General features: G+C 62.3%; 11 protein-coding genes and 1 pseudogene. 11 read left to right on the top strand and 1 reads right to left on the bottom strand.

Features of this window, described 5'->3' with window-relative positions; all coding sequences use genetic code 11:
* Positions 1-5: 5 nt before the first annotated feature.
* A pseudogene (gene aceE / locus M1B35_RS19750) lies at positions 6-2650 on the bottom strand (pyruvate dehydrogenase (acetyl-transferring), homodimeric type).
* A 384-nt stretch (positions 2651-3034) separates the two neighbouring features.
* Here aceE and glnE point away from each other — a divergent pair.
* The 11 genes from glnE (at position 3035) to M1B35_RS19695 (ending at position 17037) form a co-directional block, all read left to right on the top strand.
* A complete protein-coding gene (gene glnE / locus M1B35_RS19745; RefSeq protein ID WP_268262836.1) occupies positions 3035-5974 on the top strand; it encodes a bifunctional [glutamate--ammonia ligase]-adenylyl-L-tyrosine phosphorylase/[glutamate--ammonia-ligase] adenylyltransferase in 2940 nt (979 codons plus the stop codon).
* 134 nt (positions 5975-6108) lie between these two features.
* The gene (gene waaF, locus M1B35_RS19740; RefSeq protein WP_268262835.1) at positions 6109-7143 is read left to right on the top strand and encodes a lipopolysaccharide heptosyltransferase II; all 1035 of its coding nucleotides are present in this window, start codon (positions 6109-6111) and stop codon (positions 7141-7143) included.
* Between the two features lies 1 nt (position 7144).
* Positions 7145-8206 carry a lipopolysaccharide heptosyltransferase I gene (gene waaC, locus M1B35_RS19735; RefSeq protein WP_123329455.1) on the top strand — a complete coding sequence of 354 codons (1062 nt, stop codon included), beginning with the start codon at positions 7145-7147 and terminating at the stop codon, positions 8204-8206.
* Positions 8206-9327, top strand: a complete 1122-nt coding sequence (locus tag M1B35_RS19730) for a glycosyltransferase family 4 protein (RefSeq protein ID WP_123329457.1) — start codon at positions 8206-8208, stop codon at positions 9325-9327. The genes waaC and M1B35_RS19730 overlap by 1 nt, the downstream gene beginning before the upstream one ends.
* Positions 9327-10133 carry a lipopolysaccharide core heptose(I) kinase RfaP gene (gene rfaP / locus M1B35_RS19725; protein WP_123329458.1) on the top strand — a complete coding sequence of 269 codons (807 nt, stop codon included), beginning with the start codon at positions 9327-9329 and terminating at the stop codon, positions 10131-10133. The genes M1B35_RS19730 and rfaP overlap by 1 nt, the downstream gene beginning before the upstream one ends.
* A complete protein-coding gene (locus M1B35_RS19720) occupies positions 10133-10867 on the top strand; it encodes a lipopolysaccharide kinase InaA family protein (protein WP_123329460.1) in 735 nt (244 codons plus the stop codon). Before rfaP ends, M1B35_RS19720 begins: the two co-directional genes overlap by 1 nt.
* Positions 10864-11616, top strand: coding sequence for a lipopolysaccharide kinase InaA family protein (locus tag M1B35_RS19715; RefSeq protein WP_268262834.1), 753 nt, complete (start codon positions 10864-10866; stop codon positions 11614-11616). The genes M1B35_RS19720 and M1B35_RS19715 overlap by 4 nt, the downstream gene beginning before the upstream one ends.
* The gene (locus tag M1B35_RS19710; protein ID WP_268262833.1) at positions 11616-13070 is read left to right on the top strand and encodes a lipopolysaccharide kinase InaA family protein; all 1455 of its coding nucleotides are present in this window, start codon (positions 11616-11618) and stop codon (positions 13068-13070) included. Before M1B35_RS19715 ends, M1B35_RS19710 begins: the two co-directional genes overlap by 1 nt.
* Before the next feature lie 199 nt (positions 13071-13269).
* The gene (locus M1B35_RS19705; RefSeq protein WP_123329466.1) at positions 13270-15027 is read left to right on the top strand and encodes a carbamoyltransferase family protein; all 1758 of its coding nucleotides are present in this window, start codon (positions 13270-13272) and stop codon (positions 15025-15027) included.
* Complete coding sequence (locus M1B35_RS19700) at positions 15011-16141, top strand: glycosyltransferase (protein ID WP_268262832.1); 1131 nt, start codon at positions 15011-15013, stop codon at positions 16139-16141. Before M1B35_RS19705 ends, M1B35_RS19700 begins: the two co-directional genes overlap by 17 nt.
* Positions 16141-17037: a GNAT family N-acetyltransferase gene (locus tag M1B35_RS19695; protein WP_268262831.1), complete on the top strand. Its 897-nt coding sequence runs from the start codon at positions 16141-16143 to the stop codon at positions 17035-17037. The genes M1B35_RS19700 and M1B35_RS19695 overlap by 1 nt, the downstream gene beginning before the upstream one ends.
* Positions 17038-17045 lie beyond the last annotated feature (8 nt).

The raw sequence follows: 17045 nt of genomic DNA, 5'->3' as shown, positions 1-17045 counted from the left end.
TCTCCTCAGCAGTCCAGTGGGTTGCGTTTTTCCGGGTTGATACCGAACTTGGCGATGGCTTCAGCCACAACCTTAGGTTCGATGTCACCACGGTCAGCCAAGGCTTCCAGGGCTGCCAACACCACGAAATGACGATCGACTTCGAAGAAATGACGCAGTTTCTTGCGGCTGTCGCTGCGGCCGAAACCGTCGGTGCCCAGCACTTTGAATTCCTTGGAAGGAACCCACTGACGGATCTGCTCGGCAAACAGCTTCATGTAGTCGGTGGAGGCGATGACCGGGCCTTTACGGCCGGTCAGGCATTCTTCGACGAAGGTGCGCTGTGGCTTCTGGCCAGGGTGCAGGCGGTTGTGACGCTCTACGGCCAGGCCGTCGCGACGCAGTTCGTTGAAGCTGGTAACGCTCCATACGTCAGCGCCGATGTTGAACTCGTCACGCAGGATCTTCGCCGCTTCACGCACTTCACGCAGGATGGTGCCGGAGCCCATCAGCTGTACGTGGTGTGCCGCTTCCTTGGTGTCTTCTTCGAGCAGGTACATGCCCTTGATGATGCCTTCCTCGACACCGGCCGGCATGGCTGGTTGCTGGTAGGACTCGTTCATCACGGTGATGTAGTAGAAAACGTCCTGCTGCTCTTCGGTCATCTTCTTCATGCCGTCCTGGATGATCACCGCCAGCTCGTAGCCGTAGGTTGGATCAAAGGTGCGGCAGTTCGGGATGGTGGCAGCCAGGATGTGGCTGTGACCGTCTTCGTGTTGCAGGCCTTCGCCGTTCAGCGTGGTGCGGCCGGCGGTGCCGCCGATCAGGAAGCCACGGGTGCGGCTGTCGCCAGCGGCCCAGGCCAGGTCACCGATACGCTGGAAGCCGAACATCGAGTAGAAGATGTAGAACGGCAGCATGGGCTGGTTGTGGCTGGAGTACGAAGTACCGGCAGCGATGAAGGAGCTCATGGCGCCCGCTTCGTTGATGCCTTCTTCGAGGATCTGGCCCTTTTTGTCTTCCTTGTAGAACATCACCTGGTCTTTATCGACTGGCTCGTAGAGCTGGCCGACGGACGAGTAGATGCCCAACTGACGGAACATGCCTTCCATACCGAAGGTACGGGCTTCGTCCGGGATGATCGGAACGATGCGTGGGCCGATGTCCTTGTCCTTGACCAGTTGCGCGAGGATCCGCACGAAGGCCATGGTGGTGGAGATTTCACGGTCGCCCGAGCCGTCGAGGATGGCTTTGAGGGTGTCCAGGTCCGGCGTCGGTACGCTGAAGCTCTGGGCGCGGCGCTGTGGCACGAAACCGCCCAGTGCAGTGCGACGCTCGCTGAGGTAGCGGGCTTCGGCGCTGTTTGGCTCTGGCTTGAAGAACGGCAGGTTCTCCAGCTCTTCGTCCTTGACCGGAATGTCGAAGCGGTCGCGGAACAACTTCAGGCTGTCGACATCGACTTTCTTGGTGTTGTGCGCGGTGTTTTTCGCTTCGCCGGCACCGGTGCCATAACCCTTGATGGTCTTGGCCAGGATGACGGTAGGTTGTTCTTTGTGGTTGACCGCTTCGTGGTACGCCGCATAGACCTTGTACGGGTCTGGCCGCCACGGTTGAGTTTCCAGATCTCGTCGTCGGACAGATCGGCAACCATCGCCTTGAGTTCAGGCGTGTTGAAGAAGTGTTCACGTACGAACGCGCCGTCTTTGGCTTTGTAGTTCTGGTACTCGCCGTCGATGACTTCGTCCATGCGACGTTGCAGGATGCCGTCGACGTCCTTGGCCAGCAGTGGGTCCCAGAAACGGCCCCAGATGACTTTGGTGACGTTCCACTGAGCACCGCGGAACACGCCTTCGAGTTCCTGGATGATCTTGCCGTTGCCGCGAACCGGGCCGTCGAGGCGCTGCAGGTTGCAGTTGATGACGAAGATCAGGTTGTCCAGCTTCTCGCGGCCGGCCAGGGAGATGGCGCCCAGGGATTCCGGCTCGTCACACTCGCCGTCGCCCAGGAAGCACCAGACTTTCTGCTTGCCTTCCGGAATGAAGCCACGGGCTTCCAGGTACTTCATGAAGCGTGCCTGGTAGATCGCCTGGATCGGGCCCAGGCCCATGGACACAGTCGGGAACTGCCAGAAATCAGGCATCAGCCAAGGGTGCGGATAGGACGAAAGGCCCTGGCCGTCCACTTCCTGGCGGAAGTTGTTCATTTGTTCTTCGGTGATGCGACCTTCCATGAACGCGCGGGCGTAGACGCCTGGCGAGGTGTGGCCTTGGAAGTAGATCAGGTCGCCGCCGTGTTCGTCGGTCGGGGCCTGGAAGAAGTAGTTGAAGCCGATGTCGTACAGGGTGGCGCTGGAGGCGAAGCTGGAGATGTGACCGCCCAGGTCAGAATCTTTCAGGTTCGTGCGCATCACCATGGCCATCGCGTTCCAGCGTACCAACGAGCGAATGCGGCGTTCCATGAACAGGTCGCCAGGCATGCGTGCTTCGTGGGTGACGGGGATGGTGTTGCGGTATGGCGTGGTGATGGCGTAAGGCAGTTGCGAGCCGCTGCGGGTCGCAAGTTCGCCCATACGGGTCATCAGATAGTGAGCACGGTCTTCGCCTTCTTTGTCGAGAACCGATTCCAGGGCGTCCAGCCATTCCTGGGTTTCGACGGGATCGAGGTCTTGCATGGCTTGCTCCAGGGCGGAAAGGCTTCCAGAATCGGTTGCCTGAGTTTGCGACTGGCCTTGTGGGCAGACGATTATAAATTCTTGGATTGCCGGAGGGTTGATCCGGCGGCGTGTAGTTTTACTACAAATCGTCGGCCATTTCAGCCTTTCGAATGTATAGACGAGTAGTAAAACTACAGAAGAATGGCTCGTGGCCTCCTGCTGGGTTGTGAGAATAATCGTTACTGTTGGTCTATGATCGACGGGAATAGGTAAAAAATTGATGTTGGCTGCCAAAGAAAAACAATTTTCAGCTATTTCTAACCTTTGTTCGACACTTCGTCACCTGGCCGGCTTTCGCCGAGCGCCGCAGCACGTACTTTCCACGCCGATCAAGGATAGCCCATGAGCCTGCCCGCGCTTGCCGAACTTCCAGCGATTCTCCAGCCATTTGTCAGCCGTGGGGAGCAGTCGTTCCGTGGTGCAGTAGCAGCGCTGGAGGGCGAGCATGATCTTGCCGCCTGGAGCCCCGAGCGCTGGGCGGCGTTTGCCCGGGTCGGCGCGGCCAGCGACTTTGTCATTGAACAGAGCGTACGTGACCCTTTGATGTTGCTGGAGCTGGTCCGCAGCGGCGAACTGGACCGGCCCTTCGCTGCCGGGGAAATGTGCGCGCAGATCGCCGCCGCCGTGCAGCAGGCCGAGACCGAGGATGAGCTGGGGCGGGTGCTGCGTCGCCAGCGTACGCGGCAGCAGGTGCGGATCATCTGGCGCGACCTGACCCGCCAGGCCGACCTGGTGCAGACCTGCCGCGACCTGTCCGATATGGCCGACGCCAGCATCGACCAGGCCTATCAGTGGTTGTATCAGCGCCACAGCCAGCAATTCGGCATTCCCACCGGCCGCCGCAGTGGCGAGGCCCAGCACATGGTCATCCTCGGCATGGGCAAGCTGGGGGCGGTGGAGCTCAATCTGTCGTCCGACATCGACCTGATCTTCGCCTACCCGGAAGGCGGCGAGACGGTGGGGGTCAAGCGCCCTCTGGATAACCAGGAGTTCTTCATCCGCCTGGGCCAGCGCCTGATCAAGGCCCTGGACCCGATGACCGTCGACGGTTTTGTGTTTCGCGTCGACATGCGCCTGCGCCCTTACGGCTCGGCCGGCGCGCTGGTGCTGAGTTTCAACGCGCTGGAGCAGTACTACCAGGACCAAGGCCGGGACTGGGAACGCTACGCCATGATCAAGGCACGGGTGGTGGCCGGGGACCAGGTCGCCGGCGCGCAATTGCTGGAGATGCTGCGGCCCTTCGTCTATCGGCGTTACCTGGACTTTTCCGCCATCGAAGCGCTGCGCACCATGAAGCAGTTGATCCAGCAGGAAGTGCGGCGCAAGGGCATGGCGGAGAACATCAAGCTGGGCTCCGGCGGCATTCGCGAAGTGGAATTTATCGCCCAGGCGTTTCAGCTGATCCATGGCGGTCGCGACCTGAGTCTGCAGCAGCGCCCTCTATTAAAGGTACTGAGTACCCTGGAGGGACAAGGCTACCTGCCGCCTGCGGTCATCAACGAATTGCGTGAGGGCTATGAATTCCTGCGCTACACCGAGCATGCGATCCAGGCAATTGCCGACCGACAGACGCAAATGCTGCCGGACAGCGATGCGGATCGGGCGCGTATTGCTTTTATGTTGGGTTTTGCCGATTGGCAGGCGTTTCACGAACAATTGATGTACTGGCGCGGCCGGGTGGAGTGGCACTTCCGCCAGGTGATTGCCGACCCTGATGAAGAGGAAGGCGCCGAGAGTGAAGTGGTGGTGGGCGGTGAGTGGCTGCCGCTCTGGGAAGAGGCCCAGGATGAGGAGGCCGCCTGCCGACAGTTGCAGGACGGTGGTTTCAATGATGGGCCCAAGGCCCTGAAAGCCTTGGCCAGCCTGCGTGGCAGTCCGCAACTGCGCGCCATGCAGCGCCTTGGACGGGAGCGCCTCGATGCCTTTATCCCGCGCTTGCTGGCCCAGGCCGTGGAGCATGCCAACCCTGACCTGGTGCTGGAGCGTGTGTTGCCCCTGGTCGAGGCGGTGGCGCGGCGTTCCGCCTACCTGGTGCTGCTGACCGAGAACCCGGGGGCTTTGCGCCGTTTGCTGACCCTGTGTGCCGCCAGCCCGTGGATTGCCGAGCAGATCACCCGCTTCCCGCTGTTGCTCGATGAATTGCTCAACGAGGGGCGCCTGTTCAAGCCGCCCCTGGCGCCGGAGTTGGCGGCCGAGTTGCGCGAGCGCCTGACGCGGATTCCCGAAGATGACCTTGAGCAGCAAATGGAAGCCTTGCGCCACTTCAAGCTGGCCCACCGGCTGCGGGTGGCAGCGTCGGAAATCGCCGGCAGCCTGCCGTTGATGAAGGTCAGCGATTACCTGACCTGGCTGGCCGAAGCGATCCTCGAGCAAGTCTTGGCCTTGGCCTGGCGCCAGACGGTGGCCAAGTACGGCGCGCCGCAACGCAGCGACGGCACCTTGTGCGACCCGGGATTTATCATCGTCGGTTATGGCAAGGTCGGCGGGATCGAACTGGGGCACGGTTCCGACTTGGACCTAGTGTTTATCCACGACGGTGATCCTCAGGCGGAAACCGATGGCGCCAAGCCCATTGACGGCGCGCAGTTCTTTACCCGCCTGGGCCAGCGCATCATTCACCTGCTGACCACCCAGACCAACTCCGGCCAGCTCTATGAAGTGGACATGCGCTTGCGGCCTTCCGGTGCCTCGGGGCTGTTGGTGAGTTCTCTGGGGGCGTTTGCCCGCTACCAGGAGCATGAAGCCTGGACCTGGGAGCACCAGGCCCTGATCCGCGCGCGGGTGTTGGTGGGCAGCCAGGATGTCGGGCAGGCCTTTGAGAAAGTCCGCGCGGCGGTGCTGGGCAAGGCGCGGGACCTGCCCAAGCTGCGCCAGGAGGTCAGCGAGATGCGGGCCAAGATGCGCGACAACCTGGGCAGCAAGCTGACGGCCGCCGGCACGGCGGCAAATGCCTTTGAAGCCACGGCGCCGTTCGACCTCAAGCAGGATGCCGGAGGTATCGTCGATATCGAATTTATGGTGCAATACGCGACCCTGGCGTGGTCCGAAGAGCACCCGTCATTGCTGCGCTACACCGACAATATCCGCATTCTGGAGGGCTTGGAGGAGGTTGGGCTGATGCCCGCGACCGATGCCAGCCTGTTGCGCGAGGTCTACAAAGCCTATCGCTCCGCCGCTCACCGCCAGGCCTTGCAGAATGAGGCCGGGATTATCACGGGTGATCAGTTTGTGACCCAACGGCGGGAAGTTTTGCGGATTTGGCGCGAGCTGGGGCTAAGCTAGGCAACGTCGAGTTGCTAAAAATTATCCGGCGAACCGCTCACGGTTCGTCCAAATGAGCTGGCGGTGAAGGCCGCGGGTGCTGGATTCTCGAGGCGGGGAGGCGAATGCCTCCCCGGCTCGTTTTTGGAAACCACATGAATATTCTGATCGTTGGGCCCAGTTGGGTCGGTGACATGGTGATGGCGCAGACACTCTTCCAGTGTCTGAAACAACGCCATCCTCAATGCGAGATCGACGTGTTGGCCCCCGAGTGGAGCCGGCCGATCCTCGAACGCATGCCCGAAGTGCGCCAGGCCTTGAGCTTTCCCCTCGGTCACGGAGCCCTGGAGCTGGCGACACGCCGACGCATCGGCAAGACCCTGGCCGGCCAGTACGATCAGGCGATCTTGCTGCCCAACTCTTTGAAGTCGGCGCTGGTGCCGTTTTTCGCCGGCATCCCCAAGCGCACCGGCTGGCGTGGCGAGTTTCGCTACGGCCTGCTCAACGACGTGCGCAAGCTGGACAAACAACGCTACCCGCTGATGATCGAGCGCTTCATGGCTCTGGCCTATGAGCCGGGCGCCGAGCTGCCTCAGCCTTATCCGCGGCCGCGTCTGCAGATCGACCCGGCGAGCCGCGAGGCGACCCTGGCCAAGTTCGGCCTGAGCCTGGACCGCCCGGTATTGGCCCTGTGCCCGGGCGCCGAATTCGGTGAAGCCAAACGCTGGCCATCCGAGCATTACGCCCAGGTTGCCGAATTGAAGATTCGCGAAGGCTGGCAGGTCTGGCTGTTCGGCTCGAAGAACGATCACGCGGTGGGTGAGGAAATTCGCGAGCGGCTGATCCCCGGCCTGCGGGAAGAGTCGGTCAACCTCTGTGGCGGCACCTCCCTGGCTGAAGCCATCGACCTGCTGTCTTGCGCTGATTCGGTGGTCTCCAACGACTCCGGGCTGATGCACGTAGCAGCCGCGTTGAACCGCCCGCTGGTGGCCGTCTATGGCTCGACGTCGCCGGGCTTCACCCCGCCGCTGGCGGACCAGGTGGAGGTGGTGCGCCTGGGGCTGGAATGCAGCCCGTGCTTTGACCGCACCTGCCGCTTCGGCCATTACAACTGCTTGCGCCAGCTGCTGCCGCAGCCGGTGACCGAGGCGCTGCAGCGCTTGCAGGGCACCGTGGTCGAGGTTCATTAAGTTGCGGGTACTGTTGATCAAGACCTCATCCCTGGGGGACGTGATTCATGCGTTGCCGGCCCTGACCGATGCCGCGCGGGCGATTCCCGGGATCACCTTCGACTGGGTGGTGGAAGAAGGCTTTGCCGAGATTCCAACCTGGCATCCGGCGGTGGGCAAGGTGATTCCGGTGGCGATCCGTCGCTGGCGCAAGAACCTCTGGCAGACCATCAAGAGTGGCGAATGGCGACGCTTCAAACAGAATGTGCGCGCCACCCAATACGACCTGGTGATCGACGCCCAGGGCCTGCTGAAAAGCGCCTGGCTGACCCGTTACGTACGGGCCCCGGTGGCCGGTCTGGACAAGGACTCGGCTCGTGAGCCTTTGGCGGCGCGTTTCTATTCGCGGCGCCTGGCAGTGGCTCGTGGTCAGCATGCGGTGGAGCGAGTGCGCCAGCTGTTCGCCGTGGCCCTGGGTTATGACCTGCCTCAGGGCCTGGGGGATTACGGTCTGAGCGTCGAGCGCCTGGTGGAACTGCCGCGCAAGAACCCCTTTGTGCTGTTCCTCCACGGCACGACCTGGGACACCAAGCACTGGCCCGAAGCCTACTGGCGCGAGTTGACCGAGCGCATGGGCATGCTTGGGGTCGATGTCCAGTTGCCGTGGGGCAATCCAGCGGAGAAGGCCCGTGCCGAGCGCATTGCCGAGGGCCTGAGTAACGCCACGGTCCTGCCCAAGCTGAACCTGGCCGGTGTGGCCAAGGTGCTGGCCCAGGCCCAGGCGTGTGTTGCTGTGGACACCGGGCTGGGGCACCTGGCCGCGGCCCTGGATGTACCGACCATTTCCCTGTTCGGTCCGACCAACCCCGGGCTGACCGGGGCCTATGGCCGAGTGCAGATTCACTTGGGCAGCAACTTCCCTTGCGCGCCCTGCCTGCAGAAGCAGTGCACCTATCAACCGTCTGCCGTTGACCAGCAGCGGTATGACCTGAAACGCGAGTGGCCGCTGTGCTTCACTCGCCTGAACCCCGAGCGTGTCGCGAGCCGACTGAGCACGTTGTTACTGGCTGAGGAGCTGCGCTGATGCAATTGGCTTTTGTGTTGTACAAATATTTTCCCTTTGGCGGCCTGCAGCGCGACTTCATGCGCATTGCCCTGGAGTGCCAGCAGCGCGGCCATCAGATCCGCGTCTACACCCTGATCTGGGAAGGTGATATTCCGCCGGGCTTTGAAGTGCTGGTGGCGCCGGTCAAGGCCTTCTTCAACCATCGACGCAACGAGAAGCTCAGCGCCTGGATGGAAGCCGACCTGGCCAAGCGCCCGGTGGACCGGCTGATTGGCTTCAACAAAATGCCCGGGTTGGATGTGTACTACGCCGCCGATGGCTGCTTCGAGGACAAGGCGCAGAACCTGCGTAACTCCCTGTACCGCCGTTGGGGCCGCTACCGACACTTCGCCGAGTACGAGCGTGCGGTGTTCGCCAAGGACGCCAAGACCGAAGTGCTGATGATTTCCGAAGTGCAGCAGCCGCTGTTCATCAAGCATTACGACACGCCGCTGTCGCGCTTCCACCTGCTGCCGCCGGGGATTGCCCAGGACCGCCGGGCGCCGCCGAACGCGGCCGAGATTCGTGCCGAATTCCGTCGTGAGTTCGCCCTCAAGGACGACGACCTGTTGCTGGTGCAGATCGGCTCCGGGTTCAAGACCAAGGGCGTTGATCGTAGCCTCAAGGCCGTGGCTGCACTGCCGCCGGAGCTGAAGAAACGCACCCGGCTGTTTGTAATTGGCCAGGATGACCCCAAAGTATTCCAACTGCAGAGCGCGACGCTGGGGCTGGGGGAACAGGTGCAGTTCCTCAAGGGGCGCAGCGATATCCCGCGTTTCCTGTTGGGCGCCGACCTGTTGATTCACCCGGCCTACAACGAAAACACCGGCACCGTATTGCTTGAGGCCCTGGTGGCGGGCTTGCCGGTGCTGGTCAGCGCGGTCTGTGGTTATGCCCATTACATCGCCGAGGCCGACAGCGGCCGGGTGCTGGACGAACCCTTTGAGCAGGCCCAGCTCAATCAATACCTCAACACCATGTTGACCGACGACGCTGCACGCGCGACCTGGAGCCGGAATGGCCTGGCGTTCGCCGAGACGGCCGACCTCTATAGCATGCCGCAGCACGCTGCGGATGTGATTCTGGCGGAGCAACACTGATGAAGTTGATTCTTGCCGAACCGTTCAAGAGCCTTTGGGCTGGACGCGATGCGTTCACCGAAGTCGAGGGCTTGAGCGGCCAGGTTTACCGTGAGCTGGAGGCCCGTCGCACCTTGCGCACCGAGGTCGCGGGCAACGGTTATTTCGTGAAGATCCACCGCGGCATCGGTTGGGGCGAGATCTTCAAGAACCTGCTCACGGCCAAGCTGCCGGTACTGGGCGCGGGCCAGGAGTGGCGGGCTATCCAACGCTTGCAGGAGGTCGGTGTGCCGACCATGACGGCGGTGGCCTATGGCGAGCGCGGCAACAACCCGGCAGACCAGCATTCTTTCATCGTCACCGAAGAACTGGCACCCACCGTCAGCCTCGAAGACTTCAGTATCGACTGGGTTAAGCAGCCGCCGGAGCCTCGGCTCAAGCGCGCGCTGATCGCCGAAGTGGCCCGCATGACCGGCATGATGCACCGCGCCGGGGTCAACCACCGTGACTGTTACATCTGCCACTTCCTGCTGCACACCGATAAGCCGGTGACGGCGGATGACTTCAAGCTCTCGGTGATCGACCTGCACCGGGCCCAGACCCGCCCGGCGATCACTCAGCGCTGGCGCAACAAAGACCTGGCGGCCCTGTACTTCTCCGCCCTGGACATCGGCCTGACCCGCCGCGACAAGCTGCGTTTCCTCAAGGGCTACTTCCAGCAGCCGTTGCGGCACATCCTGGCGCAAGAGTCGGCGCTGCTGTCCTGGCTCGAGGGTAAGGCGAACAAGCTCTACGATCGCAAGCAGCGGTACGGAGATGCGCTCTGATGGCGGGCTGGAACCTGGAACCCGGCTACGAGCAACTGGCCGCGGATTTTGGCAGTCTTGAAGCGGTGTTTGCCCTTGAGGGCGAGCGCCTGACCCGCGACCCGCTCTCGGAAGTCATTCGCGTCCAGCGCGACGGCGTCAACTATTACGTCAAGCGCTACACCGGCGCCGGCAAGAACCTGCGGCGCTATCTGGGCAAGCCCCGGGTCAAGTCCGAGTGGCAGAACCTCAAGCGTTTTGCCAAGTGGGGCATTCCCACCGCTGAAGTGGTGGCGTGGGGCCTGGAGCGTCGCGGCCTGGCTTATGACCGGGGGGCGATGATCACCCGCGAGTTGCCGCGCACCGAGGATTTGTCGGCTCTGGCCGATCGCAATGACCCGTTGCTGGCAGACCGTCGCTGGGTCGAGGGGGTCAGTGCCCAGTTGGCGCGTTACACCCGCATCATGCATGACCACCGCTTCACTCATAACGATTTGAAGTGGCGCAACTTGCTGATCGACGATAACGCCAAGCTGTACCTGATCGATTGCCCGAACGGCGACTTCTGGCGCGGTTTCTGGCTCAAGTACCGCATTACCAAGGACTTGGCGTGCCTGGACAAGGTCGCCAAGTATCACTTGTCGGCCACCCAGCGCCTGCGCTTCTACCTGCAATACCGTCAGCGCACTCGCTTGAACGCGGCGGACAAGCAGCGCATTCGCCATGTGCTGAGATTTTTCGAGGGACGGGAATGACTGATTTCCTGGCGGCTGAAGAGCGCGCCTTGCTGGAGCGTCATGGCCTCGGCAGTTTTGATGCGCTGTGGGCCAAGCAGTTGGATGCCGTGGACGAACCCAATACCAGTCATGGCGGCTGGAGCAGCGTGTTTCGCCTGGACCTGGAAGGGCGGGGGTTTTACCTCAAGCGCCAGAGCAACTACCTCACCCGGACCTTGCATCGTCCGTTGGGCGAGCCGAGTTTCGCCCGGGAGTTTCGCAACATCAGCCGCTATCGGCAGTTGGGTATCCCGGCGTTGCAGGCGGTGTTTTTTGGTGAGCGCAAGGTCGCCGGGGAAACCCGGGCGATCCTCCTGACCCGTGCCCTGGACGGCTGGAACGACCTGGATTCGTTGCTGCAGCAATGGGCCGAACTCAGCGACCTGCAGCACCTGGCAATCCTGCGCGCCTGCGGGCAGTTGGCTCGCCAACTGCACGGGTTGCGGCAGGTGCATGGCTGTTTCTATCCCAAGCACATTTTCCTGCGGGCCACGGGCGAGGGTTATCAGGCGCAATTGATCGATCTGGAGAAAACCCGGCCGCTGCTGTTTGGCCAGCGTGATCGGGTCAAGGACCTGGAGCCGTTGCTGCGCCGGGCCAAGGTCTGGGGTCGCGACGAGGTGCGGGTATTGCTTGCGGCCTACCTCGACCTGCCGGCGGATGCCTCACTGGTGGATCGCTGGATCGAGCGGTTGACGGCCCGTAGCAGCAATAAGGGGGCTCGCTGATGCGTTTGTCCGAGCTGAAGAGCGCCGGTCGTACACCGAGCCTGCCCATGAGCCTGGAGTTGGCGGATGCCGCCGGGCCGGCCCAGTTGCAATTATTGAGTCTGCTGCGGGTGTTGCCCGGGCAGCGTTATGTCGGGGCCGGCGTCTGGCGCGGTCGTCCGGTGCTGGCCAAGTTGCTGGTGGGGCCCAAGGCGGCGCGGCATTTCCAGCGTGAGCTGCGGGGTGTTCGCCAACTGGCTGAGCAGGACCTGACCACGCCGCTGTTGTTGGCTGATGGCCTCAAGGACGGCGAGGGCGGTTGGTTGCTGTTCGAGCTGCTTGAAGGCGCCGAGAGCCTGGGGGACGCCTGGCAACAGGTGCAGGCGTTGCCACCCCTGGCGGATGGGCAGCAGGCGGTGCTGGCCGAGGCCTTGGCGGCGATTGCACAGATGCACGGCAAGGGCCTGTGGCAGGAGGATCTGCACTTGGACAACCTGCTGCGTCACGACGGCAGGCTCTATTTGATCGATGGCGCCGGCATTGTGGCTGAAGAGGCGGGCAAGCCCCTGTCGCGGCAGAAGGTCCTGGAGAACCTGGGGGTGTTTTTCGCTCAGTTGCCTCAGGGCCTGGAGCCGTTCACCGAAGAGCTGCTGGTGCACTACCTGCTGAACAACGCCGAACATGCCTTGCCGCTGGAAGCCCTGCAAAAGCAGGTGGACAAGGTGCGTGGCTGGCGCCTGAGGGATTTTCTCAACAAGGTCGGTCGCGAGTGCAGCCTGTTCAGCGTGGTGCGTGGGCCTTTCGCCTTGCGCGCCATCCGCCGTGAAGAAGAGGCGGCCATGCTGCCGGTGCTGGAGCAGGCTGACGCCTTGCTCGACCAGGGCCACCTGTACAAGACCGGTGGCGCGGCCAGCGTCGGCCGGGTCGAAGTGGCGGGGCGCCCGTTGGTGATCAAACGCTACAACATCAAGGGTTTTGCCCATTGGCTCAAACGCTTCTGGCGCCCGAGCCGGGCCTGGCATTCCTGGCGCGAGGGCAATCGCCTGGCGTTCCTCGGCATTTCCACGCCCAAGCCGCTGGCGGTGTTGGAAAAGCGCTTTTTCTGGCTGCGCAGCCGGGCTTACCTGGTGACCGAATACCTGGCGGGGCCGGACATCATCGAGCGCTTTGCGCCCTATGTGGACAGTGGTGCCGCGCCCGAGGCCGAGTTGCTGGCCCTGGACCAGTTGTTTGCCGAGTTGCTCAAACAGCGCATCAGCCACGGTGATTTCAAGGGACATAACCTGTTCTGGCAGGAAGACCGCTGGGCGCTGATCGATCTGGACTCCATGTGCCAGCACGCCAGCCTGGGCAGCTTTGCGCCAGCCTATGCTCGGGATCGTGCGCGCTTCATGCGCAACTGGCCCGAGAGCAGTGCCTTGTATCAAGTGATCGACCGGCGCTTGCCGAAAACGGCCCAGGTCGATCAGGCCTGAGGTGCCTGGCCCGGGGCGCTGTTGCGGTCAGCAGCGGCGACTCGAGGCCTGGCGCCTGACTTGCCGCGTGCAGCTAGAGGTTTGCCGGTGCTTTTCAGTTATAATCCCGCCCTTTAGTTGTTTCTCGCCCCTCTTGCGAGCACCTATTTTTCTCCAGGCGCCCTGCGCCCGTATGCAGACTAAACGAGGCTAGACCCCTGTGGCATTGACGATTCTTGGCCTGTCCGGCGCCCTCAGCCATGATCCTTCAGCAGCCTTGTACATCGACGGCAAGCTGATCGCGGCCGCTGAAGAAGAGCGTTTCGTACGAGACAAGCATGCAAAGAACCGCATGCCTTACGAGTCGGCAAAGTTCTGCCTGGAACAGGCCGGCATCAAACCTTCCGATGTTGACGTGGTGGCGATTCCATTCGCGCCCATCAGCCTGTTCGGCAAAGCGCGCTGGCACTACGCCAAGCGTTACTGGTACGCCCCGGATCGCGCCCTTGATGCGCTGCTGATGGGCAACCGGCGCTACAAGCGCTATCGCAACAAGATTGTCTGGTGCCTCGAGCAACTGGGCTTCGATCCTAAGAAGATCAAGATCGAGCCGGTCGAGCATCACCTGGCCCACGCCTCCAGCGCCTATCACTGCTCGGGCTTCAAAGAGAAAACCGCGATCCTCGGGATCGACGGCAAGGGTGAGTACGCCACCACCTTCTTTGGCTACGGTGAAAACGGCAAGATCCACAAGATCAAGGAATTCTTCGACCCGGACTCCCTGGGTGGCCTGTATGGCGCCATCACCGAGTTCCTCGGCTTCGAGATGCTCGACGGCGAGTTCAAGGTCATGGGCATGGCGCCTTATGGCGATGCCAGCAAGTACGACTTCTCCCGTCTGGCCAGCTTTGAAAACGGCGAACTGGTGATCAACACCGACTACGCCAACGTCATTGGCCTGCGCCGCTACAAAGAGAAGGGCAAGGGGTTCTACTTCTCGCCAAAACTCATCGAGTGGCTGGGTCCCAAGCGCGAAGGCGACATCGCCGACGAGCCTTACATCCACTACGCCGCGAGCATGCAGGCGCTGTTCGAGAAGCTGGCCCTGCAGATGATCGACCACTACCTGGGCGACGTCCTCAAGGAAACCGGCAAGCTGGCCTTCGCTGGCGGCTGCGCGCTGAACGTCAAGCTGAACCAGAAGATCATTGCCCGTCCTGAAGTCAAAGAGCTGTTCGTGCAGCCGGCTTCCGGCGATGCCGGCACCGCCGTGGGTGCTGCTGCGTACGTTTCCCATGCCCGTGGTGTGCCGGTAGAGAAGATGGAACACGTCTATCTCGGCCCGTCCTACAGCAACGAAGACGTGATCGCGGCCTGTGCCCGTCACCCGAACAAACCGGCCTGGCGCCAGATCGACAACACGCCTGAGCGTATTGCCAAGATCATGGTGGACGGCAACCCGGTGGCCTGGTTCCAGGGGCGCATGGAGTTCGGTCCGCGGGCCTTGGGCGGTCGTTCGATCATCGGTTGCCCAAGCGCCGCTGGCGTGGCCGACCGGATCAACGAGCAGATCAAGTTCCGCGAGCGCTGGAGGCCTTTCTGCCCGTCCATGCTCGACACCGTCGGCCCGCAGATGATCAAGGTCGATCACCCGGCGCCGTTCATGACCTTCACCTTCGAAGTTGCCGAAGAGTGGAAGACCCGTGTACCGGAAGTGGTCCACGAGGACGGCACGTCCCGGGCCCAGGTGCTCAAGCGCGAATACAACCCGCGCTACTACGACATGATGAAAGCCCTGGAAGTGCTGACCGGCAACGGTGTGTCCCTGAACACCTCGCTCAATCGCCGTGGTGAGCCGATGATCTGCTCGCCTACCGATGCGCTGAACATGTTCTTCGGTTCCGATCTGCAGTACTTGATCATGGAAGACATCCTGGTGGTCAAAGACGGCGTGGATCCTTATGACACGCTCGGCTGAACGCCATGTGCTGCAGTTCTGCCATTCGTATTACGGTCCGTTCCTTGACTGTGCCCGGCAGTACGCGAATCTGTTCATCGCCAGTGGTTATCGAGTCACCACCGTCTTTCTGACGGGGGATGCCGACCCTAAGGTTGCGGCTGCCTGTGCGTCCGATGAAGTGCTGTTCATGGAGTACAGCTCCAAGGCGGTCAGCGGCTTGAAGCTGGGCGCCATCAGCGATCTGCGCAAGATCGCTGCGTCGCGCAACTTCAGTTTCTGTATTGCCCATCGTTTCAAGCCGATCTATATCGCCTTGCTGGGCAGTCGCTTGCCGGTGATCGGCGTGCACCACGCGTTTGGCGATTACCAGCGTGGCGGACGCAAGCTGTTTGCCCGGTTGTTTCGCCGGCGCTTGAGCCTGCTCGGGGTCTCTGATGCGGTGCGTGACGACCTGCGTCGATGCCTCCCTGGTTGGCCAGTTGCGCGGATTCAAACCCTTTACAACCGCATCGATATCGATGCGTTGCTGGCGTCTCAGGTAGACACCGTCGAGGCGCGCAAGGAATTGGGGCTGGACGCCAATGCCTGGATCGTCGGCAATGTGGGTCGGCTGCACCCCGATAAGGACCAGGCAACCTTGTTGCGTGGTTTTGCCATCGCCTTGCCGGGCCTGCCGGCCAATAGCCAATTGGCGATTCTGGGCGCTGGACGCCTGGAGCAAGACCTCAAGACATTGGCTCGTGAGCTGGGTGTGGCCGATCGTGTGCTGTTCCTCGGCCAGGTGGCCGAGGCTCGGCAGTACTTTCGTGCGTTTGACGTTTTTGCCCTGAGCTCTGACCACGAGCCGTTTGGCATGGTGCTGCTGGAGGCGATGGCTGCTGGCGTGCCATTGCTGGCGACGGCGTGCGGCGGGGCCAAGGAAGTGGTTGAAGGCGTGGGCATCTTGTTCCCCTTGGGCGATGCCGAACATATGGCCCAGGGGCTGCAACACTTGGCTGCGATGGATGCGCAACAGCGTCGGCAGTGTGCCGAGCTGATGCTCGAGCGCTTGCGTGAGCGTTTCTCGGATCGTGCAGTGCGTGATGCGTTCTGGCGCTTGCCAGTGGTCATCGACCTGACGTCGGGGGCCTGATGCTCAACCGATTTCAAGGCTGGCGGGAGCGCGGCTGGTCAGTCATCGACGCATCGACTTATGCGGCGACCTGGCAGCGCTTTGGCGGCAGTGTCGCGACCCATCCCATGGTGGTCGAGCGCCTGGCGGACCTGGCGAACATCCCGGTCCGCTACCTGGGCTGGGAGCAGAACGGTGAGCTGCAAGCGGCCATTCCCACCTGGGGGCGCGACCTGGCGCTGTCCAAGGACGTGCTCAAGCGTGCGGGCAAGAAGGGCCTGTTCGACCTGGGCAATGCCGAGCTGATCCTGCCCGCCGCCGCCCAGGCCCAGGCGCCGCTGCGGCATCGCGGGCGCTACCTGTCGGCGTTTAACGAGGGCCGCTTCAGTGCCCTCAAGCCTCAGGCCGAGCAACTGGCCATGGCGCGGACCCCGGAAGAGCTGTCGAAAAAGTTTCGCTACAACCAGCGACGTGAACTGCGCCTACTGGAAGAGGCGGGGGGTGTAGTGCGGCCGGTCGCGGAGTTTTCCAGCACCGAACTGGCGGCGATCTACTGTGACTTGTTCCAGCGTCGCTGGGGCTTCGTCGCCACCGGCGCCCAGCACATGGCTCAGGTTCTCGACCTGCTCGGCGAGTTGTTGATCGGGTCGGTGATTTTCCTCAAGGATGCGCCGATCGCTGTGCAACTGGTGTATCGGGTGGAGGCGCCGGAGTGGGTCAGTGTCGAGTACGTCAATGGCGGTGTCGATCCTGAAACCCGTGAGTTCAGCCCTGGCAGCGTGTTGAGTTTCCTCAATACCCAGAGCGCCTGGGAACAGGCCCGTTTGCTGGACAAGCCGCTGCGTTTCTCCTTCGGCCGTGCCGATCGCGAATACAAGGACCGATGGTGCAACCCTGTGCCGGTCTTCCAGGTGTGAGCCCGCCC

Origin of the sequence: Pseudomonas morbosilactucae, assembly GCF_023241665.1 — a bacterium.
In the GTDB taxonomy this organism is placed as follows: Bacteria; Pseudomonadota; Gammaproteobacteria; order Pseudomonadales; family Pseudomonadaceae; genus Aquipseudomonas; species Aquipseudomonas morbosilactucae.
This window is presented reverse-complemented; position numbering and strand designations above follow the sequence as displayed.